General features: G+C 60.0%; 20 protein-coding genes, 1 tRNA gene and 1 pseudogene. 12 read left to right on the forward strand and 10 right to left on the reverse strand.

From position 1 onward, the window contains the following. Positions 1–9: 9 nt before the first annotated feature. From AC1D1J_RS06920 to AC1D1J_RS06940, 5 genes and pseudogenes are all read left to right on the forward strand, one after another. Complete coding sequence (locus tag AC1D1J_RS06920) at positions 10–1,017, forward strand: class 1 fructose-bisphosphatase (RefSeq protein ID WP_477694235.1); 1,008 nt, start codon at positions 10–12, stop codon at positions 1,015–1,017. Between the two features lie 23 nt (positions 1,018–1,040). Continuing rightward, a tRNA-Thr gene (locus AC1D1J_RS06925) sits at positions 1,041–1,116 on the forward strand. 475 nt (positions 1,117–1,591) lie between these two features. After that, positions 1,592–1,855, forward strand: a pseudogene (locus AC1D1J_RS06930) (IS21 family transposase); the annotation flags it as partial. A gap of 379 nt (positions 1,856–2,234) precedes the next feature. Next, positions 2,235–4,325, forward strand: coding sequence for an O-linked N-acetylglucosamine transferase family protein (locus tag AC1D1J_RS06935; RefSeq protein ID WP_477694236.1), 2,091 nt, complete (start codon positions 2,235–2,237; stop codon positions 4,323–4,325). 197 nt (positions 4,326–4,522) lie between these two features. After that, positions 4,523–5,428, forward strand: coding sequence for an amino acid ABC transporter substrate-binding protein (locus tag AC1D1J_RS06940; protein ID WP_477688341.1), 906 nt, complete (start codon positions 4,523–4,525; stop codon positions 5,426–5,428). A gap of 41 nt (positions 5,429–5,469) precedes the next feature. Here the strand turns inward: AC1D1J_RS06940 and AC1D1J_RS06945 are convergent, their stop codons facing one another. Continuing rightward, complete coding sequence (locus AC1D1J_RS06945) at positions 5,470–6,312, reverse strand: DUF2726 domain-containing protein (RefSeq protein ID WP_477694237.1); 843 nt, start codon at positions 6,310–6,312, stop codon at positions 5,470–5,472. A gap of 173 nt (positions 6,313–6,485) precedes the next feature. After that, entirely contained in the window at positions 6,486–7,823 is a 1,338-nt protein-coding gene (locus AC1D1J_RS06950; protein ID WP_477694238.1) for a hemolysin family protein, read from the reverse strand. 23 nt (positions 7,824–7,846) lie between these two features. Between AC1D1J_RS06950 and AC1D1J_RS06955 the strand changes: the two genes are divergently transcribed. Continuing rightward, on the forward strand, positions 7,847–8,713 hold the full coding sequence (locus AC1D1J_RS06955) for a symmetrical bis(5'-nucleosyl)-tetraphosphatase (protein ID WP_477694239.1): 867 nt from the start codon (positions 7,847–7,849) through the stop codon (positions 8,711–8,713). On the opposite strand, the gene AC1D1J_RS06960 is transcribed toward AC1D1J_RS06955, so the two are convergent. The 3 genes from AC1D1J_RS06960 to ypfJ all read right to left on the reverse strand — a co-directional run bounded on the left by AC1D1J_RS06960 (position 8,710) and on the right by ypfJ (position 12,494). Then, positions 8,710–9,630 (reverse strand): YihY/virulence factor BrkB family protein, encoded by a 921-nt coding sequence (locus tag AC1D1J_RS06960; protein WP_477688345.1) that lies wholly within the window; start codon positions 9,628–9,630, stop codon positions 8,710–8,712. The genes AC1D1J_RS06955 and AC1D1J_RS06960 overlap by 4 nt on opposite strands. Before the next feature lie 182 nt (positions 9,631–9,812). Then, complete coding sequence (locus tag AC1D1J_RS06965) at positions 9,813–11,258, reverse strand: DEAD/DEAH box helicase (protein ID WP_477694240.1); 1,446 nt, start codon at positions 11,256–11,258, stop codon at positions 9,813–9,815. 360 nt (positions 11,259–11,618) lie between these two features. After that, a complete protein-coding gene (ypfJ, locus tag AC1D1J_RS06970; RefSeq protein ID WP_477688347.1) occupies positions 11,619–12,494 on the reverse strand; it encodes a KPN_02809 family neutral zinc metallopeptidase in 876 nt (291 codons plus the stop codon). A 153-nt stretch (positions 12,495–12,647) separates the two neighbouring features. Here ypfJ and AC1D1J_RS06975 point away from each other — a divergent pair, with 153 nt between their 5' ends. Together AC1D1J_RS06975 and pcp are read left to right on the forward strand one after the other, a co-directional pair. Beyond that, a complete protein-coding gene (locus AC1D1J_RS06975; RefSeq protein ID WP_477694241.1) occupies positions 12,648–13,370 on the forward strand; it encodes a DUF4136 domain-containing protein in 723 nt (240 codons plus the stop codon). Between the two features lie 148 nt (positions 13,371–13,518). After that, positions 13,519–14,199: a pyroglutamyl-peptidase I gene (gene pcp, locus AC1D1J_RS06980; RefSeq protein ID WP_477694242.1), complete on the forward strand. Its 681-nt coding sequence runs from the start codon at positions 13,519–13,521 to the stop codon at positions 14,197–14,199. Here the strand turns inward: pcp and AC1D1J_RS06985 are convergent. Both AC1D1J_RS06985 and AC1D1J_RS06990 read right to left on the reverse strand, forming a co-directional pair. After that, complete coding sequence (locus AC1D1J_RS06985) at positions 14,192–14,467, reverse strand: hypothetical protein (RefSeq protein ID WP_477694243.1); 276 nt, start codon at positions 14,465–14,467, stop codon at positions 14,192–14,194. The two genes, pcp and AC1D1J_RS06985, sit on opposite strands and share 8 nt — an antisense overlap. Before the next feature lie 52 nt (positions 14,468–14,519). After that, positions 14,520–14,936: a hypothetical protein gene (locus AC1D1J_RS06990; RefSeq protein WP_477688351.1), complete on the reverse strand. Its 417-nt coding sequence runs from the start codon at positions 14,934–14,936 to the stop codon at positions 14,520–14,522. A 177-nt stretch (positions 14,937–15,113) separates the two neighbouring features. On the opposite strand from AC1D1J_RS06990, the gene AC1D1J_RS06995 reads away from it, so the two are divergent. Further along, positions 15,114–16,019: a delta(1)-pyrroline-2-carboxylate reductase family protein gene (locus tag AC1D1J_RS06995; RefSeq protein ID WP_477694244.1), complete on the forward strand. Its 906-nt coding sequence runs from the start codon at positions 15,114–15,116 to the stop codon at positions 16,017–16,019. 8 nt (positions 16,020–16,027) lie between these two features. Here the strand turns inward: AC1D1J_RS06995 and AC1D1J_RS07000 are convergent, their stop codons facing one another. Then, positions 16,028–16,501, reverse strand: a complete 474-nt coding sequence (locus AC1D1J_RS07000) for a hypothetical protein (protein ID WP_477688353.1) — start codon at positions 16,499–16,501, stop codon at positions 16,028–16,030. A 193-nt stretch (positions 16,502–16,694) separates the two neighbouring features. Between AC1D1J_RS07000 and AC1D1J_RS07005 the strand changes: the two genes are divergently transcribed. Together AC1D1J_RS07005 and AC1D1J_RS07010 are read left to right on the forward strand one after the other, a co-directional pair. Next, positions 16,695–17,117, forward strand: a complete 423-nt coding sequence (locus AC1D1J_RS07005; RefSeq protein WP_477688354.1) for a universal stress protein — start codon at positions 16,695–16,697, stop codon at positions 17,115–17,117. Positions 17,118–17,232: 115 nt separating this feature from the next. Next, the gene (locus tag AC1D1J_RS07010; protein WP_477694245.1) at positions 17,233–18,129 is read left to right on the forward strand and encodes an alpha/beta hydrolase; all 897 of its coding nucleotides are present in this window, start codon (positions 17,233–17,235) and stop codon (positions 18,127–18,129) included. 74 nt (positions 18,130–18,203) lie between these two features. Here AC1D1J_RS07010 and dcd read toward each other — a convergent pair whose 3' ends face one another. Next, positions 18,204–18,776, reverse strand: a complete 573-nt coding sequence (gene dcd, locus AC1D1J_RS07015; RefSeq protein WP_457279872.1) for a dCTP deaminase — start codon at positions 18,774–18,776, stop codon at positions 18,204–18,206. 295 nt (positions 18,777–19,071) lie between these two features. Here dcd and AC1D1J_RS07020 point away from each other — a divergent pair, with 295 nt between their 5' ends. Further along, positions 19,072–21,288, forward strand: coding sequence for a PAS domain-containing protein (locus tag AC1D1J_RS07020; RefSeq protein ID WP_477694246.1), 2,217 nt, complete (start codon positions 19,072–19,074; stop codon positions 21,286–21,288). 40 nt (positions 21,289–21,328) lie between these two features. On the opposite strand, the gene guaD is transcribed toward AC1D1J_RS07020, so the two are convergent. Next, positions 21,329–22,612, reverse strand: coding sequence for a guanine deaminase (guaD, locus tag AC1D1J_RS07025; protein ID WP_477694247.1), 1,284 nt, complete (start codon positions 22,610–22,612; stop codon positions 21,329–21,331). Positions 22,613–22,689 lie beyond the last annotated feature (77 nt).

Genomic DNA, 22,689 nt, shown 5'->3' on the forward strand with positions numbered 1-22,689 from the left:
GAGCCCCCTATGTCCCAAAAAATCTCCCTGACCCGCTACCTGATCGAGCAGCAGCGCATCGACGGTCACATTCCCTCGCAGCTTCGCCTGCTGCTCGAAGTGGTCGCCCGCGCCTGCAAGAGCATCAGCCAGGCCGTCAACAAGGGTGCGCTCGGCAGCGGCATGGGCAGCGCCGAAAGCGAGAACGTGCAGGGAGAGATCCAGAAGAAGCTGGACATCATTGCCAACGAAGTGCTGATTGAGGCCAATGAATGGGGCGGCCACCTGGCCGGCATGGCCAGCGAGGAAATGGAGGGCATTTACGTGGTGCCGAATCGCTACCCCCAAGGTGAATACCTGCTGCTGTTCGACCCGCTCGACGGCTCCAGCAACATCGACATCAACGTCAGCATTGGCACCATTTTCAGCGTGCTGAAAATGCCCGAGGGCGATCGCGGTGTGGATGAAGGCGACTTCCTGCAGGCCGGCCACAAGCAGGTAGCGGCGGGTTACTGCATCTACGGCCCGCAGACCACCCTGGTGCTGACCGTCGGTGACGGCGTCGCCATGTTCACGCTGGACCGTGAGCAGGGCTCCTTTGTGCTGATCGAGGAAAACGTGCAGATCCCGGCCGACACCAAAGAGTTCGCCATCAACATGAGCAACATGCGGCATTGGGACGAGCCGGTCAAGCGCTACGTGGACGAGCTGCTGGCCGGCAAAGACGGTCCGCGCGGCAAGGACTTCAACATGCGCTGGATCGCCGCCATGGTGGCCGACGTGCACCGCATCCTGTGCCGCGGCGGCATCTTCCTCTACCCCTGGGACAAACGCGAGCCCGAAAAGGCCGGAAAACTGCGCCTGATGTACGAAGCCAACCCCATGAGCTGGCTCATCGAGCAGGCCGGCGGCGCCGCCACCAACGGCAAACAGCGCATCCTGGACCTGCAGCCCACCAAGCTGCACGAACGGGTCAGCGTGATCCTCGGCTCCAAAAATGAGGTCGAACGGGTGACCTCCTACCACTCCGGGCTATAATTGAAGGCTGTATTTCATAAAAAGCCGGTGTAGCTCAGTCGGTAGAGCAGCTCATTCGTAATGAGAAGGTCGGGTGTTCGATTCATCTCTCCGGCACCAATTCAGGCGGAAATAGCGATAGTGGTCACTTACCGGTGATCGCTGAGGTCACTTCTGGTGACAGTCGATTTTCCGCATTAAAAATGCCTCCTTTGTGGAGGCTTTTTCTTTTCGGTAGGCAAGCATTTACCGCCGACTCAACCCAAACCTTGTTGATTTCTGCTGCCCTCTCATCAGCAAGACACAAAACCTGTTCTCGCAGCAGCTCTCGCAGCGGTACACACTACAGTGAGGGTTCCAAAATCGTAAAACGCTGAATGACCGATGTCACCGCTGGGCTCAGGAACGCCTATGGGAACAAAGAAGGTTGCTCTATATTCGTTTACCAAACCAGAAGGGTAAGTGAACTTGTCAAGCACCACATAGGCATGTTGAATTCCGTCGAAATCTGATCCACTTAACGCAGTAATTTCCATCCAAAACTGACCCACGTAGGCACTACCCTGCTTGTTTTAAAAGCAGAGGGAAATTAGGAGTGATAGACGTGGCGACATTGAATGTCATCAGACGTTGGGCATTGAGGGATCAGATGTCCATCCGCGAGATCTCAAGGCGTACAGGCCTGGCTCGCAACACAATAAAGAAGCACCTGCGATCGGAAGAGAGCGAGCCCAAGTACCCAAGGCGGGTCAGCTCAAGCAAGCTCGATCCCTACGCCGAGAAGCTGGCCACCTGGCTGGATATCGAGGCAACAAAATCGCGGAAACAGCGGCGCACTTTGAGGCAGATCCACACAGACTCAGCCTAAAAAGGAGAAAACCAAGAACTTATCCACATCGTGAGCACCTTCTGCTCACAAAGAGTGTGGGTCAATATTCGATGGAAAACTCGGGTCAGACTTCAGTGGAATTCAACAAGCTGCCCTTAAAAATTGACAGCTTAAAGGCTCCTGTTAGATATATGAAAGCATCTCTTCGGAACCAATTGAAAGTCCGACTCGACTACAGCGCCCCTAAGTTGCACACCCGTCTTGTTCAATAGTGAGGTAAGGACGCCCTCGTCTGGCAATTGCGTGAACGTCGAAAAAAGGGGATTAGCCCCAGCCTTGGCCTCAGTCGCGCCTGTTTGCGCGTGAAGGGCATGCGAAGATATAGCCTCCCGGAAACCAAAAAATCAAAATGCTGGAACAGCTTCTTTCCCACTACATCAGCAATGCCGGCACGGCCAACGCCCGCGGTGAATACACCGTCGCTGCTGAGTGGTGCCAACGCAGTCTTCAACTGGCCCCTGACCTGCCAGAGGCCTGGTATCACCTGGGAACCGCATTCGGAGGGATGGGCAAGAGATCTGAGGCGGTAGCCGCCTTTGAAAAGGCCCGGATTCGGACACTCAATTCGGCGGACGCGCAAAACAGCATCGGCCTGCGGCTAACAGAGTTGGGCGCATACGCAGAAGCGGAACAATGTCTGAATCAAGCACTGGCAGTGGCTCCTGACTATGCGTTTGCTCACTCCAACATGGGCAAACTTCGGAGCAAACAAAGACGCCTGGAAGATGCCGAAGCGTCCGTCAGGACCGCAATTGCATTGAATCCGGATCTGGTACCAGCCTATGTCAATCTTGGTGGTTTATTGAGCGACCAGAAGAATTACGAAGCCGCCGAAGCGGCCTGCCGCAAGGCGACCGAACTGGCGCCAGATTCAGCCGAGGCCTGGCTCAACCTGGGCGTCGCGTTGAACGGACTGAAGCAGCATGAGGCAGCCGAATCCTCATATGCCAAAGCGATTGCGCTTGCGCCAAATCTGCCCGACGTGTGGATCAATTTGGGAATCACCCTCAATGAGATGAAGCGGCATGATGCAGCCGCCGACTGTTACAAGCGGAGCATGGAGCTGGATGCGAATGTCGAATTCGTGTTTGGCTCGCTATTGCACGCAAAAATGAAAGTTTGCGACTGGCATTCACTTGCCTCCGATCTGCCAAAAATTTTCCAGGAAATCGAGCATGGGAAGAAGGTGGCAATGCCGTTCGAAATCCTGGGGCTCACAACGGACTTGGCGTTGCAGGTGCAAGCGGCCGCAATATGGGTCAAAGATAGATGCCCAAACTCAGCCACCGTCAGCTCCATCCCCAAACGCCAGCGGCACGAAAAAATCCGGGTTGGATACTTTTCCGCTGACTTTCACGACCATGCAACCATGCATTTAATGGCTGAGTTGTTTGAGAGACACAATCGATCCAGGTTTGAGCTGTACGCCTTCTCATTTGGTCCCGACAAGAAGGACGCAATGAGGAACAGGGTTTCGGCAGTTTTCGACAAGTTTTTTGATGTACGGCTCCAATCCGATAAAGCCGTCGTACAACTTTCAATGGACCTGGAAATAGATATTGCCATCGACCTGAGTGGTTTCACACTGGGAAGCCGGCCGGATATCTTTAGCCTGAGAGCTGCGCCTGTTCAGGTGAACTATCTCGCCTATCCGGGTACGATGGGCGCCGATTTCATGGACTATCTGATTGCAGATAAAACAGTCATCCCCGAGTCCAGCCAACAGCATTACAGCGAAAAGATCGTCTACCTTCCCAATAGCTATCAGCCAAACGACAGCAAGCGTTTTATTACAGACAAGGCACTGAGCCGCGGGGAAGCTGGCCTGCCCTCAAACGGTTTCGTCTTCTGCTGCTTCAACAACAATTTCAAGATTACGCCTGAAGTTTTCGATTGCTGGATGCGAATATTGAAGGCCGTGGAAGGAAGCGTCCTCTGGCTTCTTGAGGACAACCCAAAAGCCACCGCCAATTTGACTGAAGAAGCGCTGCAAAGAGGCATTGCCTCGGAACGGCTGATTTTTGCAAAGCGAGTATCCTCCGCCGACCACCTTGCAAGGCATCGCCTGGCCGACCTGTTTTTGGATACGCTGCCTTACAACGCGCACACAACAGCCAATGATGCCCTGTTGACGGGACTGCCCGTATTGACGTGCATGGGCGAATCTTTCGCCAGCCGGGTGGCCGCAAGCCTGCTGCATACGGTTGGCTTGACCGAGCTGATTACCTCGAACATGACGGACTATGAGACCTCAGCGATTGAGCTGGCGACCGTCCCCCGGCGCCTGGCACAGATCAAGGAAAAACTGGCTCGAAACAGGCTGACAACACCGCTGTTTGACACGCCTTTGTTCGTCAGTCACATCGAGGCTGCTTACACGGCAATGTATGAGCGCTATCAGAGCGACCTGCCGCCTGCATGCATTTACGTTCAGCAATAGTTCTGCAGCGGTCATTGCCGGACTGAAGGCACCCTGGAAATCAACAGTGGGTGCGATCCTGGGCTTTTTTTATTCATAGCCGCCGATGATTGCAACACAATGAGTACCTTGGTCGTACCGGGAAAGTCATCCCCCCGCATTGTTTGCGAACCTGGCCCTTTTCCATAAGAATCAAACCCAGCAACAGGGGGATTCGTATGGGGATAATTCCGCTTCGTCCTTTTCGACAACGGCTGTTTCCGGCCGTCCTGGCCATAGCGGCGATTGCCGTACCGCAGTGGGCCCAAGCGCAGGCCACACTGGAGAAAATCAAGAGCCGCGGGCAGATCAATGTGGGCTACCGCGCAAACTCCGCGCCCTTCTCGTTTCACCAGACGGCGGAAAAGCCTCTGGGCTATAGCATCGAATTCTGCAAACCCATCATCGAACGGCTCCGCCAGGCTGCCGGCAAGCCGAACCTGCCGGTACGGTATATCGAAACGTATGTGGACGCCCGTACACGCTTGCTGTCTGAAGGCAGTGTGGATTTGCTGTGCGAGAACGTGACCGACACACCGGAGCGCCGGGCGCGGATGGATTTCTCGACACCGATTTTTATCGAAGCCATCCAGGTGGCGGTGCGCACCAAGGACAAACTCAGTGCGCTCGACCAACTGCAAGGCAAAAGCATTGTGGGCATTGCCGGAACCACCGTGGTTCCCGCACTGGATCTCTACGCGCAGCAGCATTCATTGAAGTGGCAGCACGCCAAAGCAGTCAACGCGGATGCCGCCCTCGGACAGTTGCAACTGGGCTGGGTGGCAGGGTACGCCCGCGACGGTGTAGCGCTCGCCGCGCAATTGGCGAGCCTGCCCAATGCAGGCGACTACCTGATCCTGCCCGAACGCCTGTCGGTAGAGCCTATTGCCATTGCCTACCGCAAGGGGGATGCAGTCATGGGTGACCTGGTGAACGCCTCTATCAAGGAATCCATGCGCAGCGGTGCAGCGCAAGGCTGGTATGAACAATGGTTTTTAAAGCCCCTGAAACCGGGCGGCAAACCGCTGACAACCGTGATGCCGGCGGAAACGAAGGCATTGTTTGACACCGCGAAAGCAAATTGAGTAAAGCCTGAAGACCGCAACAGCGCTGCGGCTTTAAACGCTCAGGCGTTGGTGCCGTTCGGCGTATCCGGCTCTTCCGGTGTGATGAAAGAGTCTTCCCACTGCACAGCAAAATTGTGGTCGGCGTTGTCATGAACAATGCCGGAACCGGTGCTGAGCGGGTCGAAATTTGTGAACCGTATCCTGCGGTTGCGTTCCAGCTTGGCTTGCAGGCTGCTTCGGGCCGCCGCGATGTCCATGCTGGCGACTTTTGGCGCGTCCTCCAGGAGTGTTCCGTTGGCTGCACGCATGGTATCGGGCACGGTGGCCATGGCATCGGCGTCCGCATCCACCTCGACAGATAAGGCCAGGGGAGGCTCGCCGAGCACGGCGGGTTCGTCGTCGGTCAGGTCGATTTCCCCGAGGAACGCCGCGCGAACATCTTCCAGGGTGGGAAGGTTGCTCGCACGCACGACGGCGTAGGCAATCCCGCATTCCTCGAACAGCTTGCGCTTGAGGTCACGGTTGCTGGCCTTGAGCCCACGGGGCCCGGGAACATCCAGGCAACCAATGACGGTGCCATCCGCGGCGCATACAGTGAAAGTGCAGTAAACGGTTTTGAGCAATTCAAAGGAACGCTGCCCCTCGGCTTCGGTCCGTGGGGAGACGAAGCGGATGACAGGGACTTTGATCAGGACATGGTGGTCAAAAAAGGCCCGCTGAAGCCAATGCCATACGTCCTGTTCGGACTCCAGCAACAAAGGCCTGGGCTGCAAGTGCCATTGCGAGGGAAGGCGCCTTTTTTTGCGCGCGGAACGCGCCAGCCAACCATGGTGGCAGGCTGCTCCCGTCGCCATTGCAGACACCGCTGTCGCAGTGAGCGCCAACACAAAAACATCAAACATGAGTGCCTTAACTTTTTTTCAGTTTAAACACAGCACCGCCAAGTTACAACTATTTACGTATGAAGGTGTTGTGAAGGCGACTCATGTTGAATCCAATCTACCTAAAAGCGGCCTTTTTTCACATATATGTTCCACCGATACAACCCGGGCACCCCACCAGGAGACACAAATACTTACATATCGGATTCCACCGGGATAGGGCTGGCCAGGATCTTGTCGATCCGCTTGCCATCAAGGTCAAGGACTTCGAAGCGCCAGCCCGCGCATTCCACCCGCTCGGCCGTTTTCAGCAACCGCCCCGAAACGCTTTGAAGCAGGCCGGCCACCGTGTTATAGCGGCCCCGGCCTTCCTCGGGCAGCTCCCTGATATCCAGACGGGCTTTGAGTTCAGAGACAGGCATGACACCGTCAATGAGCCAGCTGCCGTCCTCCCTTTCGGTGGCCCATGCGTCCATCTGCGCGCCGGGCTGCAACTCACCGGTAATGGCTTCCAGCATGTCCATGGGGGTCATGAGGCCCTGCACAACCCCGTATTCATCGACTACAAACACAATGCGGGTGGAACGGGCCCGGAACTGCTCCAGCAACTCCATGCCCGTGAGCGTTTCCGGCACGAAGACCGCCGGCACTGCATAAGCGCCTATGCGGTCGGTCACCGAGGGTACCGCGCCCGAGCTCTGGCCGGAAGCGGCGGGCTGGATCTGGCCGCGCAGCGCGAGCAGCTTGGCCACATTGACCACGCCCACCACGTCATCAAGACTGCCGCGGCACACGGGATACCACGAGTGGCCAGTGGCGCCCGCCTTGTCGATGGCCTGGGCAATGGTGTCGGAAGCATCGAGCCACTCGATGTCGGAACGCGGCAGCATCAGTGAAGTGAGCAGGCGGTCATCCAGCAGAAACACGTTCTGCACCATCTGGTGTTCATGCTCCTCAATCAGGCCGGCGTCCACGCCCTCCTCCAGGCTGGCCGCGATTTCTTCTTCGGTGACGGCCCGGCCGGCGCTGTTGTCGATCCGCAGCAGCTTGAGTACCGCCTGCGTGCTGATGGACAACAGCCTGACGAAGGGTTTGAAGCCCGTCGCCACCCACATCATGGGCCTTGAAACCAGACGTGCAACGGTTTCCGGGTAGAGCTGCCCGATGCGTTTGGGCACCAGCTCGCCAAAGACGATGGTGATGAAGGTGATGACGGTCACTACCAGCGCGGTAGCGGTGATCTCGGAGACGCGCGGCCGCACGCCGAAGGTCTGAATCCACGCCGCCAGGCCGCTGCTGAAGGCCGCCTCGCCAATAATGCCGTTGAGCATGCCGATGGAGGTGATGCCGACCTGCACCGACGAAAGAAACTGCGTAGGGTTGTCCAGCAATCCCAGCGCCGCCTGCGCCCCCTTGTCGCCGGATTCGCCCATGGCCGAGAGCCGGGCTTTGCGGCTCGAAGCCAGCGCCATCTCCGACATGGCAAACACACCGTTGAGCAAGGTCAGAAAAGCAATCAGGAAAAAGTCCATGGGGCCTGGCGCAAAATAAACACATGTCACTTTACTGTATCGGCGACCTGCAGGGTTGCCACGCACCTTTTCAGCGATTGCTGGACAAGGTCGACTTCTCCCCGAGCCGCGACACCCTCAACATCCTTGGCGACCTGGTCAACCGCGGCCCCGGCTCCCTTCAGGTGCTGCGCAGCCTCTCGGCATTGGGCGACGCTGCGCAATGCCTGCTCGGTAACCACGACCTGCACCTGCTGGCTGTGTGGCAAGGCGTGCGCAAGCCGGGCCGCAGCGACACCGTACAGGACATCCTCGAGGCCAAGGACAGCCAGACGCTGCTCGACTGGCTGCGCCACCGCGCCATGGCCATCCATCGCCACGGCTGGCTGATGGTGCATGCGGGCGTGCTGCCGCAATGGAATGCGGCGCAAACCGTGGCGCTGGGCTCAGAGGTGGAGCAGGTGCTGCGCGGCGGCCATCTCAAGGACTTTCTGCAGGCCATGTACGGCAACACGCCTGATCACTGGAGCGACAGCCTGCAGGGCGCCGACAGGCTGCGGGTCATCGTGAACGCGCTCACGCGCCTGCGTTTTTGCACACCCGAAGGCGTGATGGACTTCAGCAGTACCGACGGCCCCGGCAGCGCGCCCGCGGGCCACCTGCCCTGGTTTGATGTCCCGGGCCGCGCGACACTCGGCACACCGGTGGCGTTTGGCCATTGGTCCACACTGGCCAGCGGCAAGAACAGCACACCCGCCCTGCGCAACAACACCTTGCCACTCGACACCGGCTGCGTGTGGGGCGGCTGCCTCACGGCAGCCAGATTAGGAGCGGCGCCCGGCGAGTTTGAACTGGTCAGTGTGCAATGCGAAGAAGCGCAAAAACCCGGCAAGGCCGGCAAGTCGGCTTAAACCGGTTGCCGCGCGGCACTTGCCTCGTCCGCCCAGGCCCGGGCCACGCTGGCTGACAGCAACAGCACAGCCGACGAAAAATAGATCCACATCAGGATCACCACCAGTGAGCCCGCCGCGCCATAGGCCGACACAATCGCAGCGGTCGAAAGATAAAAAGCCATCAGGTGCTTGCCGACCGCAAACAGGATGGCCCCCGCGGCGGAACCCATCACCAGATAGCGTAAAGCGGGCTTGGGGCCCACGCTCATTTTCATGAGTGCCACAAAGAGCACCACGCAAAAGCAGAAAGACACGACCTCATTGAGGACCCAGGCGATTTTCTCAATCGGCAAATAGCCGCCTGCCCAGCCTGAGAGAAGACTCAGAAAAGTCGAGATCGCCAGCGAAACCAGCAAGAGAAAACCGAAGGCCAGGATGTAGGCCACACCTCGCAGCCGCAAAGAAGCGCTGTGCCACCATTTCTGCTGCGGCAGCTCACCACTGCCTTGCCGCCACAGGCGCTCAAATGCATCCTGCAGTTCGGCAAAGACGCCGGTCGCACCCGACAACAGCAGCGCAAAAGCAAACAGCGAAGCCGTGATGCCCTCTGAAGGCGCCTGGGCACTTGAAAGTGCCTGTTGCACCACCTGCGCGCCCTGCGCGCCGATGACGCTACGGATCTGATCCACCAGGCTGGTTTCGATATACCGGCGGTCCAGCCACCAGCCGAGCACTGCGACCATCAGCACCAGCAACGGCGCCAGGCTGAGGATGCCGTAGAACGACATGGCCGCGCTCATGCGCATGCCGCCTGCATCAATCCAGTGGTCGATGGCTTGCCACAGGGGCCGGTAAAGATGCCTGAAAATCTTCTGAAGGGAAAAATGCGCGAAGGCTGGCGGGGCCTGAACATGCGAATCGGGTTTCTCCATCATCCCGAAAGCTTAGGAAACCCGCAGCAAAGACCCAACCGGACAGCAGCTCCCCGCACCGTAGGCGTGAACCGACGGGCGTATGGAGATTGGGTAGCGGAAATCGGGTAGGGGCGCTGCTCAGCGTCCCGCAATGAACCGGTGCTGGACCGGTGCGCCTTAACCGATTGTCTTAGCCGGTTGTCTTAACCGGCTGTCTTGAACAGCGCTGCGACTTTTTTCTTCGGCTTGATGTTGGCCGACACACTGCTGCGCGCGGGGGCGGCCTTGGCGGCGGCTTCCCAGGCGGGCGTGGCATCGGGCGCAGCGGTTGGTTCGTAGGGCTGGTCGAAGAACGGGTCACGCGGCGCCGCCGGCTGGCGATGCGGCGTGTATTCTCGCCGCTCCCGCGGCTGGCGCGCTTCACGCGCATGGCCGCCTTCTTCACCTTCGCGGTACATGCGGCGGCCGTCATTGATACGGCCCTGCTCGCTGATGCGGGGCTGGTCTTCCTCGAACTCGATGGGCTCCAGTTCGATCTTGGTCTTGATCAGTTTTTCAATATCAGCCACCAGGCGCTGGTCGCTGCTGGCAACAAAACTCACAGCCAGGCCCGATGCGCCGGCCCGGCCGGTACGGCCGATGCGGTGCACGTAATCTTCGGCATTGAAGGGCACATCGAAGTTGAACACCGCGGGCACATCCTTGATGTCCAGACCGCGGGCCGCCACGTCGGTGCAAACCAGCAGGTCGACTTCGCCCTTCTTGAAGGCTTCCAGCGCTTTCAGGCGTTCGTCCTGGCTCTTGTCGCCGTGCAGCGCCGTGGTCTTGAGGCCTTCACGTTCCAGGGAACGCGCCAGCCGTGCGCAACCGAGCTTGCTGTTGACGAACACAAAAGCCTGCTTCATGCCGCGCTGTTTCAGGATCTGGTGCAGGGCACGGCGCTTGTCGTCAGCGCCCACGCTGTAGAAATGCTGCTCGACGGTAGAAGCCGTGGCGTTGGAGCGCGCCACTTCAATCGTGACCGGGTCCTGCAGGTAGCTGGAGGCCAGGCGTTTGATTTCAGGCGAAAAAGTGGCCGAAAACAGCAAGGTGATGCGCTGCTTGGGCAGGTAGCTCAGGATGCGCTGCAGGTCGGGCAAAAAGCCGATGTCCAGCATGCGGTCGGCCTCGTCGAGCACCACATATTCGACCTGGTTGAGTACAGCGTTCTTGGCTTCGATATGGTCGAGCAGCCGGCCCGGCGTGGCCACCAGCACTTCGACGCCTTTTTTGAGTTCGGCCGTCTGCGGCTTCATGTCCATGCCGCCGAAAACAACGGCGCTGTTCAGGTTGGTGTATTTGGCATACAGCTTGACCTGCTCGGCGACCTGCACGGCGAGTTCACGCGTGGGCAGCAACACCAGTGCGCGCACCGGGTGGCGGGCAGGCGACGTCGAGGCGTTTTCGTGCTTCATCATGCGCTGCAACAGGGGCAAGGCGAAGGCTGCGGTCTTGCCGGTGCCGGTTTGCGCAGCGCCCATGACGTCTTTACCCTGCAGGACGACCGGGATGGCCTGTTCCTGGATGGGGGTCATGGTTTCGTAGCCCATTTCGGCCACGGCACGGGCCAGCGGTTCTGCCAGCGAAAGATTGGAAAAAGAGGATGTCATAAAGATGGCTCGGCGGTATTCTGCGGGTTGTCTTGCGAAGGGTGTACGAACCGGAAATCGCGGACCGGCGCGCTGGCAGCCAACGGCACCGCTGCACCATTGGCAAGAAAGGGAGCGCGGCAGGCCGCCCGGCGTGGCACGGTCAGCGACCATGATGGGGCTGTTGCAGCGCTTCCTCAGCCGTCTATTGTCGCACTTTGGGCCCCGATGCCGGTTTTGCCGGCCCACTGCGCTTTCAGGGCCATTTGGGCCAGGGCAGCCACTGGGGCAATGCCCCTTTATTGCTATTTATTTTATAGCTGCTCGCGCACGTCAGTAAAGGGCTACGGCCCGATTTCACTCTAAATTGTTGACTGCCGGCTAAATACTGCGGGCACTAAAGGTGTCGCAGGCCTTCATGCTGCCGGTTTTCAGGCCGGTGTCGAACCAGCGCTGGCGCTGGGCGCTGGTGCCGTGGGTGAAGCTTTCAGGCACCACCGCGCCGCCACCGGCCCGCTGCAGGGCATCGTCGCCGATTTTGGCGGCCGCGTTCATGGCCTCCTCCACGTCGCCCTGCTCCAGTATCTGGCGCGCGTTCTGTGCGTTGTGCGCCCAGACGCCGGCAAAACAGTCGGCCTGGAGCTCAAGGCGAACGCTCAGGGCGTTGTATTCGGCCTTGCTGACGCGGCCACGCATCTGGTCCATCTTGCCACTGATGCCCAGCAGGTTCTGCACATGATGGCCCACCTCATGCGCGATCACATAGGCCTGGGCGAAGTCGCCGGGTGCTCCCAACCGGCTACGGAGGGTTTCGTAAAAGCCCAGGTCGATGTAGACCTTCTGGTCGCCCGGACAGTAAAACGGCCCCATGGCGGCCTGGCCCTGGCCGCAGGCCGTTTGTGTGGCGCCACGAAAGAGCACCAGCCGCGGCTTCTGGTAAGTGCCGCCGCCCTTGGCAAACACGTCGGTCCAGACATCTTCAGTGTCTGCCAGGACGGTAGAAACGAATTTCGCCATACGGTCATCGGCCGGCGGCTTGGGGGCCGGGCCCTGTTGTACCTGTGCAGGGGATCCGCCGCCGCTGAGCAGGCTCAGGATGGTCATCGGGTTGATGCCGAAAATCCAGCCGCCCACCAGCGCCACCACGATGGTGCCGATGCCGACGCTGCGGCCCCCAAAGCCGAAGCCACCTCCCCCGCCACCGCCGTCGCGCCGGTCTTCAACGTTGTCGGATTCGCGATTGCCTTCCCACTTCATGGTGTCTCCCTGTCTGTCATCCGTGCATACTGGCCTTTCCGGCCCGCTGCGGCACCTGCCCCAAAGCCCGGTCCGCTGTCAGCGCATGCGCCGACTTTACTTGAGCGGCCCCCCGCCGTGGAACAAAATTGAACCTTGGTGTATCCATTCGTCATGACTACTTTTGCCCATCCAACGCCCGCGGGCCCCGGCACCCAGGACGGCGCCATTTCCATGTTTTTCCCGCTACGCCTGGCGCTTGCGGTGCTGCTGGCCGCGCTGCTGACGGCCTGCGCCAGCCCCATCACCACCCGCGTGACCAGCTTCAACCAGTGGCCGGTCGATACGGCAGGCGCTACCTTCAGCTACATCACGCCGGTGGACTCGACACGGCAGCTGGAACAAGCCACCTATGAGGGCTATGTGCAGGCCGAACTGGAAAAACGCGGCCTCAAACGCGCGCCGGAAGGGCAGACCGGGCGCCTGCATGTCGACGTGGCGGCCAGCAGCCGCAGCGAAGAGAAAACCTTTCTGCAGCCGGTTTACCAGGACAACTTTGTCTTCCTGCCGCCTTACCGCGACGCCGCGGGCCGCGTATACGCAGGCGGCTGGGTTCCCGACCCTTTCGGGCCGCGCTATGTAGGCGACAGGCCGCTCAACATGACGATTTACACCAACAGCCTGCGCGTGCGGTTACTTGACACCCAGCGCACGCCCCCCGGCAAGCCGCCGCGCACGGTGTTCGAGTCGCGCGCCGTGTACGAAGGCGGCAGCGGCGACCTTCCGCTGGTCGTGCCTTACCTGGTTCGCGCGGTGTTTGACAACTTCCCCGGTCAGAACGGCCAGGTGCGCGTCGTGAAGTTCGACAGCGAAACCGGCGCGGTGATCAAAAAGTAAGCTCAACCGCCGAGCAATCGAGTGGGGCCCGGTCTCCCGTTTCACCCCACCCCGGAAGGCTGGTACCTTTTCCGGGGCGCGGCAACCAGCGCGGAAATGTCCGGATGGTTGGGGTAGCCAAAACACTGCCGTCCTTCACAATGGCGGCATGCGCACAGCCCTTTCTGCTTCTTCGCTCCCCCGTGTCCTGCTCACCGGCTTCGACCCCTTCGGCGACACCGGACACAGCAGCCTGCCCCTCAACCCCAGCTGGCTGGCGGTGCAGGCACTGGGTGGCAAGCGCATAGGCGGCCACCTCCTGGTGGCGGCGCAATTGCCCACCGTGTTTCAGGCCTCCATCGCAGAACTCATCCGGCTGCTCGCGCTGCATAAGCCGGTACTGGTGATCTGCGTCGGCCAGGCGGGCGGGCGCAGCGCGATTTCGCTGGAGCGCATTGCCATCAACGTCAACGATGCCCGTATTCCAGACAATATCGGTAGTCAGCCCGTCGACACGCCGGTAGTGGCGGGCGGGCCGGCGGCCTATTTCAGCAGCCTGCCCATCAAGGCCATGCTGCAGGCGCTGCAGGAGGCGGGCGTGGCTGCCGAGGTATCGCAGACCGCGGGCACCTTTGTCTGCAACCATGTGTTTTATGCGCTCATGCATGCCCTGGCCACAAAGCGCGGCTTCAGGCGCACGCGCGGCGGCTTTATCCATGTGCCCTATGTGCCCGAACAGGGCGCGCCCAGCTTGCCGCTCGGTGAGATCGTGCGCGGGTTGCGGTTGGCCATAGCGGCGGCGCTGGCCACACCGCACGACCTCATCAAAGGCGCCGGGGCCGTCAGTTAGCGTTAGCGTTAGGGTTAGGGTTAGCGTCTTGCGCGCCGGCATTCTGCGTGGGCACGGCAGGCTCATCGCGCAGCAGGCGCCACAGCAGGAATGTGCCAACCACGGCGTTACCCAGCGCAAAACAGGTGACCAGCACCGTGGCCCAGGAATTCAAGGGACGGTTGTGCACCACCCAGGCCAGCAAAGGAGACAGCCCGTTGAGCACGAGCATCAGCCAGAACAGGGGGTTTCGCGGCTGGTAAAGACGCAACAGGCGTGACAAATCCATCGTGGCCACATGCTAACCGCACCGGCCGGAAAACCTTCCGATGATTGCTGAATCAGCGGATGGCGAAGGACGCCGGCATAAAGCCCTGTGCAGGCTGCATTGGCAGCATGCTGCTGACAGTGGCGCCTGCTGCGTTGCTGGCCATCACACCGCTGGATTCCCCCGATGAATCGGCCACAGCCTGACCCTTTTGCGCGCTGGTGATGACGGGCGGCAAGGCTGAGGCGGCCGCGACGCGGGCCTGCTGGATACAACCCTGGCGGGCGGCACCGGCGGTGTTTTCGATGCACTGCGCAATCGCCTGCACTTCAGCCTGGCGCTGATAGTCGCGGATCCTGGCTTTGGTAACTTGCCCGTCCGCCACAAACGCGAAGGCTGCCAGCTGGCAAACAAACACCAGCCCAGCCGCTACCCAGAGCAGCGTCTTGTAAGGCATTTTGTCGAATTTTTGCAACTGGTCAGAAAACATGGCAGGCCTCCCTGTGAACCTGTTTTCATCCTAGGGAAGCGTTTGCGGTTTCCATCCAGCACTTTTCCCGGGAATATGTAGGATAAAAACCTTTCATTTTTTTACGCGACGTAACGCGGCGCACCGACACCCTCTCGTCTCGCCCTTCCACTTCCTTCCTCGCTTTACCATCGCCCCATGACGCCCACCCTGCTCAACCCCGCCCAGACCGCCGCCCGCCTGCCTTACCCATTGCTGGTCAGCGAGCTGACGCACCTGCTCAAGGACAGTTCCGTCCAGGTGCCGCCGCGCGTGGTGCAGCCCCTGCCTGGGGGCGGCAGCCTGTTTGTGATGCCTGCGCTGGACGACCGCACCGCGATCACCAAACTGATCACCTTCACGCCTGGCAATGCCGGCACCGGCCGACCCACTATCCAGGGCGACGTTGTGGTGTTTGACGTGGCCACCGGCAGTCGCCGGCTGATGCTCGACGGGCCCACCGTCACCGCCCGGCGCACGGCAGCCGTCTCACTGCTGGCCGCGCAGCGGCTGGCGCCCAACACGCACGGCCCCATGCTCATCGTCGGTGCCGGTGTCCAGGGACTTGCGCACCTGGAGGCTTATGCCGAAGGCCTGGGCGTGCACGAATTTCGCATCGCTTCGCGCAGCTACGCCAGCGCCCAGGCCCTGGTGCAGCATGCAGAGGCGCTGGGCCTGAACGCCCGCGTGGTGCACGACGCCGATGCTGCGCTGGCCGACTGCCCGCTGGCCGTTACCTGCACGCCGGCTGCCGCCGTAGTCCTCAGCGCGCTGCCCCGGCCTGACGGCTTCATCAGCGCCGTTGGGGCTTTCACCCCGGCCATGATGGAACTGAGCGCCGCGCTATGCCAATACTTCGCGGCGAAGGGTTCGGTGTTTATCGACACGGCTGATGCCATCCACGAGGCAGGGGACCTGCTGCAGGCCGGACTGGACGTGGCCCGCTTCGCCACACTGGCCGATGTGATCCGCCAGGACCTCAAAAAACCCGCCGGGCCGGTGCTGTTTAAAAGCTGCGGCTGGGCGGGCTGGGACTTGGCCGCGGCACGCGCCGCATTGGCCTGAAAAGCCGCTTACTTGGTGGCGACCGGCGCCGGCAATTCCGCGCCCTTGTTGGGCTGCCCCTCAACGTCGGCCTTGCGGTCAAAAGTCAACAACTTGCCCATGACGACCTGAACCCACTGAGGGTAGGTGTAGGCGGTGCCCTTGTTGTGGTCAATGATGGCGCCTATGCCGCCGCCGAAGATGATATTGCCGGCCATGCCCGCATTGGCGCGGGAAATCGCCACGCCGCGGCCGTCGGTTTCACCGGCTTTGGTGCATGTGACATGCAGGTCTTTGGACGAGCGGCGCACGTTGGCCGTGACGGGCGTCTTGATGAGTTGCTGACCGTAGTCGTTTTCCAGCGTGCACTCCACGTCCTTGACTTCAACGCCGGCCGCATTGAAGGCCTCAAAACGAACCGGCGTGGTGGTGTCATTAGTGATAGATGCGCAACCTGTCATGGCCACACAAGCGAAAACGATGGAATACAAGCGAACGGACATTCAAGTCTCCCTTAGTGATAGTTAGTTGTTCAGTACCTTGGCACCGCAGTAAATGTAACATGATGTTTCAGCACCATATGAAGAGGCTTCTGGCTCTTATGGCCATTGCCTTTTCGCCCTCATGGCAGCCGCGAAAAAACACAAGGTGCAGCCCGGGTGTTACGCTGGTTCGTTTCACACAGGAGAACCACCCATGAAGATTCTGTTCGCCGCCGATGGCAGCAAATACACCAAAAAGGCCCTGGCTTTTCTGGTCAACCACGATGAACTCGCCGGTGCCGAAGGCGAAGTGGTGGTGATCAATGTGCAGGCTCCCGTGCCGGGGCGCGTCAAGACCATGCTGGGTTCGGCCAACGTCACCGCCTACCACGCCGAAGAATCGCAAAAGGTGCTGGCGCCGATCGAGCGTTTCCTGCAGCGCCACAAGATGGCGTTTAAAACCCTCGCCGTGGTCGGCTCGCCCACCGCCGAAATACTGCGTGCCGCCAAGCGAGAAAAAGTGCACCTTATCGTGATGGGCACACACGGCCAGGGCCTGCTCAGCCGCGCGCTGATCGGCAGCGTGGCCCAGCGCGTAGTTGCCGAGTGCGACATTCCGGTGCTGCTGGTCAAGTAGCAGGCTTCACTGCGGCTGCGTCCCCGCCCGGCATCCGCTGGCGCCGCCGCGAAAGCGCGGGTTCATGCGTCCGCGATTTGCCGGATACTCACCATCACACAACAAGGAGATCAAGATGGAGACAGGCATGGGGCTCAAATCGATTCGAAAACTGCTGGGCTGGTTTTTACTGGCGCTTGTTGCGGCTGGCGCACCACTGTCGTTTGCCAGCGAGGTCACCGTCAGGTCCTTGAACTCAAAGGCCTTGAGCGCAGACTACCGCTACACCGTTTACCTGCCCGACGGCTACGAGAGCGGCCGGCTGCGCTACCCGGTGCTGTTTCTGCTGCACGGCAACGGCGGCGACCACAATGACTGGCTGGTCAAAGGACAGGTCCAGGCGACCATGGACACGCTGGTCCGGGAAGGCCGCGTCCAGCCGGCCATCATCGTGATGCCGGGCGGCGGCTCCACCTGGTGGGTGGACGGCAACAAGGACAAGGCCGAGACCGCGCTCATCAAGGAGCTCATTCCGCACATCGACACCAATTTCAGGACCATCACCGCACGTGAAGGCCGCATGATTGCCGGGCTGTCCGCCGGCGGTTTCGGCACGGTGAACGCCGTTTTCAAGTACCCCGAGCTGTTTGTTTCCGCCGCGGCGTTGAGCCCGGCGATCTATTCACCAACACCCCCGGGTCACTCTTCGGCCATGCAGGTGGCGCCGTTCCAGGCAGGCGGCAAATTTGACCAGGCCTCGTGGGACCGCCTGAACTACACCGCCAGCTGGGAAGCCTACAAAAGCAAAAAAATCGTGGTGCCCCTGTACATCAACAGCGGCGACCATGACACCTTTTCCATTGCCTACCACTCGGCCGGCCTGTTCCAGAAATTGTTTGAATACCAGCCCAAGCTGGTGGAGTACCGCGTCGTCGATGGCGATCATGAATGGCCGGTGTGGCGCGACACCATTGGCGACGCCATCAAGTACATGAGCGGCTTTGCCAGCCGCCCCCAGGTCGCCAAGCCCTGATGCTGTGGAGGGCAGAAGCAAAAAAACGGACGCCCTTTGCAGGCGTCCGTCCAAATCAGGCGCGTAGATGTCCGTTACGCCTTCGGCAAGGTCACCCCAACCTGCCCCTGGTACTTGCCGCCGCGGTCCTTGTAGCTGACCTCGCAGACATCGTCCTTGTCGCTCTCGAAGAACAGCACCTGCGCGCAGCCCTCACCCGCGTAAATCTTGGCGGGCAGCGGCGTGGTATTGGAGAACTCCAGCGTTACATAACCTTCCCATTCGGGCTCGAACGGGGTGACGTTGACAATGATGCCGCAGCGCGCATAGGTGCTTTTGCCCAGGCAGATGGTCAGCACATTGCGCGGGATGCGGAAGTACTCCATGGTGCGGGCCAGCGCAAAGCTGTTGGGCGGGATGATGCAGCTGTCACCATGGAAGTCGACAAAACTTTTTTCGTCGAAATTCTTCGGATCCACCACCGTGCTGTGGATGTTGGTGAAAACCTTGAATTCAGGCGCGCAGCGAATGTCGTAGCCGTAGCTGCTGGTGCCATAGCTGATGATTTTCTGGCCGTCCCGCTGGCGGATCTGGCCGGGTTCAAAAGGTTCGATCATGCCGTGCTGCTCGGACATGCGGCGTATCCATTTATCGCTCTTGATGCTCATGGGATGGGGCTCCTGTTGTGGCTGTGATTGTAAGTTGGGGCTGGAGTGCAATCCCCACTAACCGCCAATCCGGAGACAGCCGGCCCTTCCTCACCAGAGGGCCCGTCGGCAAAGGCACGGGCTGAGGGCTATCGCTGCCCCACAATCCGATAAAACGCTAGGGACGCATGGACGGGGAAAGTGCCGCTGGTCAAGACATCACATTCCGCGTAACGTTGCCCCCACGACAGGCACAGGTGCAAGCTGAAGTGCCGTTGTCCCATATCTGAAGCCGGTTCATGCGAGGCGCCCCACTATGAAAACAAGTTCTACCCAGAACAAGGACCGTATTCTTGTCTTGGACGGCAGTCCCGGCGTTCACGATGCCTTCCACAACATGCTTGTTGAAGATGAGAATGTGCAAGGGAAATTCGAACTGGATGGTGCCCACAACGCACGCGAGGCGCTGGCCCTGGTACAACAGTCGCTTCTGGCTTCGCGTCCCTACGTCCTGGCATTTATCGGTGTTTCTGGTACTGCGGGAGGAAATGCGCTTGAAATAGCACCTCAAATATGGGCGCTTGATCCGGGAGTCCAGATAGTGGTGTGCGCAGAGCGGCTGGATCTTTCTTCTGATGCACTGTTCGCAGCCATGGGAGCCATGAATAGCAGGTGGGTGGTGCTCAAGACGCCGCTTGATACTGTAGAAGTCATCCAATTGGCGTATTCCCTGGCAGAGAAGTGGCATTTGCAACAACTCGCCGGGTCTCATCCAGGCGGGCACCCAGAGGCGGATGCCACGGAGAAGGGAAACCCGGCGGCTGCCTCCCAGATCAACGAGCAGGATTTGTTGCGCACGCTTCTGGACAACGCTCCCGATCACATTTATTTCAAGGATGCGCAGTCCCGCTTTCTCAAATGCAGCAAGGCACAGGCGCTACAGTTTGGGGCATCACCGGAGGAGCTGGTGGGCAAGACGGATCACGATTTTTTTTCCGAAGAGCATGCGCGCCCCGCCTACGAGGATGAACAGGAAATCCTGCGCACAGGTCAGCCGATCATCGGCAAAGTGGAGAAGGAAACCTGGAAAGACGGGCGCGGTGAATCCTGGAAGCTGAGTACAAAGATGCCGCTGCGCAACAACGCCGGAGCCATCATTGGTACCTTCGGTATTTCCAAGGACATTACTGCCCTGAAGCAGACTGAAGCAGCGCTGGCGCACCACCATGATTTGCTGGCTACGCTCATGGAGAGCTCACCAGATTCCATCTTCTTCAAGGATCTGAAATCACGTTTGGTAAAAGTCAGCCGCTCGGAGGTTCACAACCTCCTGCGGCTATCGATCAGCCGCTATCGCGCAGCACATCCGGACACGGGTGAGGAGGCACTTCCACCGCATTTGGCCAGTGTGGAGGAGTTTGAAAAATATGTGATTGGTAAAACCGATGCAGACATTTACGGCCAGGACAGGGCGAGTGAATTTAGCCACGACGAAGAAGAGATTATCCGGACGGGGAAACCCATCCTCGAAAAGAGCGAAAAAACCGTTCATCCTGACGGGCGTGTCGTCTGGTACCTCACCACCAAAGGCCCCTGGAGAGACAGGAACGGCACACTGATCGGAACCTTCGGAACTTCGAAAAACATATCCGAATTGAAGGAAGCGGAACGAAAAATTGAAGAGGTTCAAGCCCAGCTGCTCACCACGGCGCGCCTGGCGGGCATGGCAGAGATCGCAACCAACGTGTTGCACAACGTGGGAAACGTTCTCAACAGCGTCAACGTGTCGGCCGAATTGATTGGCAGCCAGTTGCGGACGTCCAAGCTCAAGGGGCTCGCCCGCTCTGTGGGTTTGATGGACGCCCACATCGGGGATTTGGGGGAGTTTTTGACGCGGGACAGCAAGGGCAAGCTGTTACCCGCCTATCTGCGCGAGTTGGCGCGGACACTGGAGGCAGAGCATGAATCCATCGCTAAAGAACTCGACGCACTTTGCAGCAGTGTGGACCATATCAAACAGGTCATCGCGACCCAGCAATCATACGCAGGCACCCCGCGTGTCGTCGAATCCGCAAAGGTGGATGAGTTGCTGGACGACGCACTGCGCATGAATGCGGATGCACTGACACGCCACAAAGTGGATGTTGAAAAAAAATACGCAACGTTGCCCACCCTTTTGCTGGATCGGCAACGCGTGTTGCAGGTGCTGGTGAACCTGATCAGCAACGCCAAGCAGGCTTTTGGCACGATTACCGACAAGCGCCCGTTCATTACGCTCAATGCCGTTTTGCTGGAAGGGCCCATGCTGCGCATCACGGTGACAGACAACGGGGAAGGCATTGCACCGGAGAACCTGACGCGCGTTTTCTCCCACGGCTTCACCACCCGCAAAAACGGGCATGGCTTTGGTCTGCACAGCTGCGTTCTGGCCGCGCAGGAAATGGGCGGCAGCTTGCACGTCCACAGCGACGGGCCTGGAAAAGGCGCATCGTTCATCCTGGAGGTTCCCGTCGCTACCGCGCAGGTTCATTGAACTGGTTGGTACTGCGCCGCCCTCACGAGACACCGGTGCACTAAATGGCCTGAGAAATGACCGTTTTCTCAACCAACCGGTCATCACCCAACACAATCAGCGCGAACAACAACTCGTCCAGGCTGGCGGCTTGCGCCGTCTTTCGCGCCAGCAGCGGGGTGGCCTGGAGGTTGAGCACAACAAAATCGGCTTCGCAACCGGGCTGCAGGTTACCGACGATACCCTCCAGGCCCAGTGCACGCGCCGCACCCGCCGTGTGCTGCCACCACAGGTGCGGCGGCTTGAGCGACAGGCCGGTTTTGGTCTGCCCTTCCCTTCCCACGTAGTAGGCGGCCAGCATGGTGTGGAAGGGGCTGAACGACGTGCCGCCACCCACGTCGCTGGCCAGGCCATAGGGGAAACCGATGCGGTCTGCGCGTTCGTAGTCAAAAAAGCCGCTGCCCAGAAACAGGTTGCTGGTCGGGCTCACGGCTGCCGCCGTGCCGGTGCCGCGCATCAGGGCGCGGTCTTCGTCGTCGATGTGGATGCAATGCGCATATACGGCGCGCGGGCGCAGCAGTCCGAACTGTTCATAGACGCTGAGGTAGCTGCGCGCCTTCGGATAGAGCTGGCGCACCCAGGCGATCTCGTCCTTGTTCTCCGCCACGTGCGACTGGATCCACACGTCCGGGTATTTCGCGGCCAGCTCGCCGGCGCCGCGCAATTGCGCTTCGCTGCAACTGGGCACAAAACGCGGCGTGATGGCGTAGCCCAGCCGGTCTACGCCATGCCAGCGCTGGATCAGCGCTTCGGTGTCCCGCAGGCTTTGCACCGTTTCGTCGCGCACGCCGTCCGGGGCATTCTGGTCCATCAGGCATTTTCCGGTCATGAGGCGCAGCTGGTTTTTCTGTGCCTCGGCGAACAGCGCGTTGACGGATTCCACATGCGAGGTCGCGAAGGCCAGTGCCGTGGTGACCCCGTTGCGAAGCAGTTCTGCTATGAAAAACGTAGCTGCTTGCGCACAGTGGTCCTTGCTTGCGAAGCGTTTTTCTTCTGGAAAAGTATAGTTTTCAAGCCAGGGCAGCAGCCCTTCGGCAGGCGAGCCGATCACGTCCAGCTGCGGATAGTGAACGTGCATGTCGACAAAACCCGGCGCGATGAGGCGGCCCGGCAGGTGTTCGGTGGGCACCTCGGCAAACCCGGAAACCAGCGCGTGGTAGCTGCCGACGGCTTGCACCACCTGGCGGCCTTCGGCATCGGGCCCGGTTACCAGCAGGCCATCAGCCTCATAAACGGCCTGCGCAGGCGCGGCAAAGTACAGGAGGGCGGCGCGATAGGCTTTCATGGCTGCAAGATTAACCCAGTCGCCGGCGGGCTGAATACTCAGAACCCGATAAGGCCTATAGGGCTTATCAGGATTTT

The organism is Polaromonas sp. P1_F8 (genome assembly GCF_056405635.1).

Coding starts and splice junctions, on each gene's coding strand:
- AC1D1J_RS06920 (WP_477694235.1), top strand. CDS start 10: ATGTCCCAAAAAATCTCCCTGACCCGCTACCTGATCGAGCAGCAGCGC.
- AC1D1J_RS06935 (WP_477694236.1), top strand. CDS start 2,235: ATGCTGGAACAGCTTCTTTCCCACTACATCAGCAATGCCGGCACGGCC.
- AC1D1J_RS06940 (WP_477688341.1), top strand. CDS start 4,523: ATGGGGATAATTCCGCTTCGTCCTTTTCGACAACGGCTGTTTCCGGCC.
- AC1D1J_RS06945 (WP_477694237.1), bottom strand. CDS start 6,312: ATGTTTGATGTTTTTGTGTTGGCGCTCACTGCGACAGCGGTGTCTGCA.
- AC1D1J_RS06950 (WP_477694238.1), bottom strand. CDS start 7,823: ATGGACTTTTTCCTGATTGCTTTTCTGACCTTGCTCAACGGTGTGTTT.
- AC1D1J_RS06955 (WP_477694239.1), top strand. CDS start 7,847: ATGTCACTTTACTGTATCGGCGACCTGCAGGGTTGCCACGCACCTTTT.
- AC1D1J_RS06960 (WP_477688345.1), bottom strand. CDS start 9,630: ATGATGGAGAAACCCGATTCGCATGTTCAGGCCCCGCCAGCCTTCGCG.
- AC1D1J_RS06965 (WP_477694240.1), bottom strand. CDS start 11,258: ATGACATCCTCTTTTTCCAATCTTTCGCTGGCAGAACCGCTGGCCCGT.
- ypfJ (WP_477688347.1), bottom strand. CDS start 12,494: ATGAAGTGGGAAGGCAATCGCGAATCCGACAACGTTGAAGACCGGCGC.
- AC1D1J_RS06975 (WP_477694241.1), top strand. CDS start 12,648: ATGACTACTTTTGCCCATCCAACGCCCGCGGGCCCCGGCACCCAGGAC.
- pcp (WP_477694242.1), top strand. CDS start 13,519: ATGCGCACAGCCCTTTCTGCTTCTTCGCTCCCCCGTGTCCTGCTCACC.
- AC1D1J_RS06985 (WP_477694243.1), bottom strand. CDS start 14,467: ATGGATTTGTCACGCCTGTTGCGTCTTTACCAGCCGCGAAACCCCCTG.
- AC1D1J_RS06990 (WP_477688351.1), bottom strand. CDS start 14,936: ATGTTTTCTGACCAGTTGCAAAAATTCGACAAAATGCCTTACAAGACG.
- AC1D1J_RS06995 (WP_477694244.1), top strand. CDS start 15,114: ATGACGCCCACCCTGCTCAACCCCGCCCAGACCGCCGCCCGCCTGCCT.
- AC1D1J_RS07000 (WP_477688353.1), bottom strand. CDS start 16,501: ATGTCCGTTCGCTTGTATTCCATCGTTTTCGCTTGTGTGGCCATGACA.
- AC1D1J_RS07005 (WP_477688354.1), top strand. CDS start 16,695: ATGAAGATTCTGTTCGCCGCCGATGGCAGCAAATACACCAAAAAGGCC.
- AC1D1J_RS07010 (WP_477694245.1), top strand. CDS start 17,233: ATGGAGACAGGCATGGGGCTCAAATCGATTCGAAAACTGCTGGGCTGG.
- dcd (WP_457279872.1), bottom strand. CDS start 18,776: ATGAGCATCAAGAGCGATAAATGGATACGCCGCATGTCCGAGCAGCAC.
- AC1D1J_RS07020 (WP_477694246.1), top strand. CDS start 19,072: ATGAAAACAAGTTCTACCCAGAACAAGGACCGTATTCTTGTCTTGGAC.
- guaD (WP_477694247.1), bottom strand. CDS start 22,612: ATGAAAGCCTATCGCGCCGCCCTCCTGTACTTTGCCGCGCCTGCGCAG.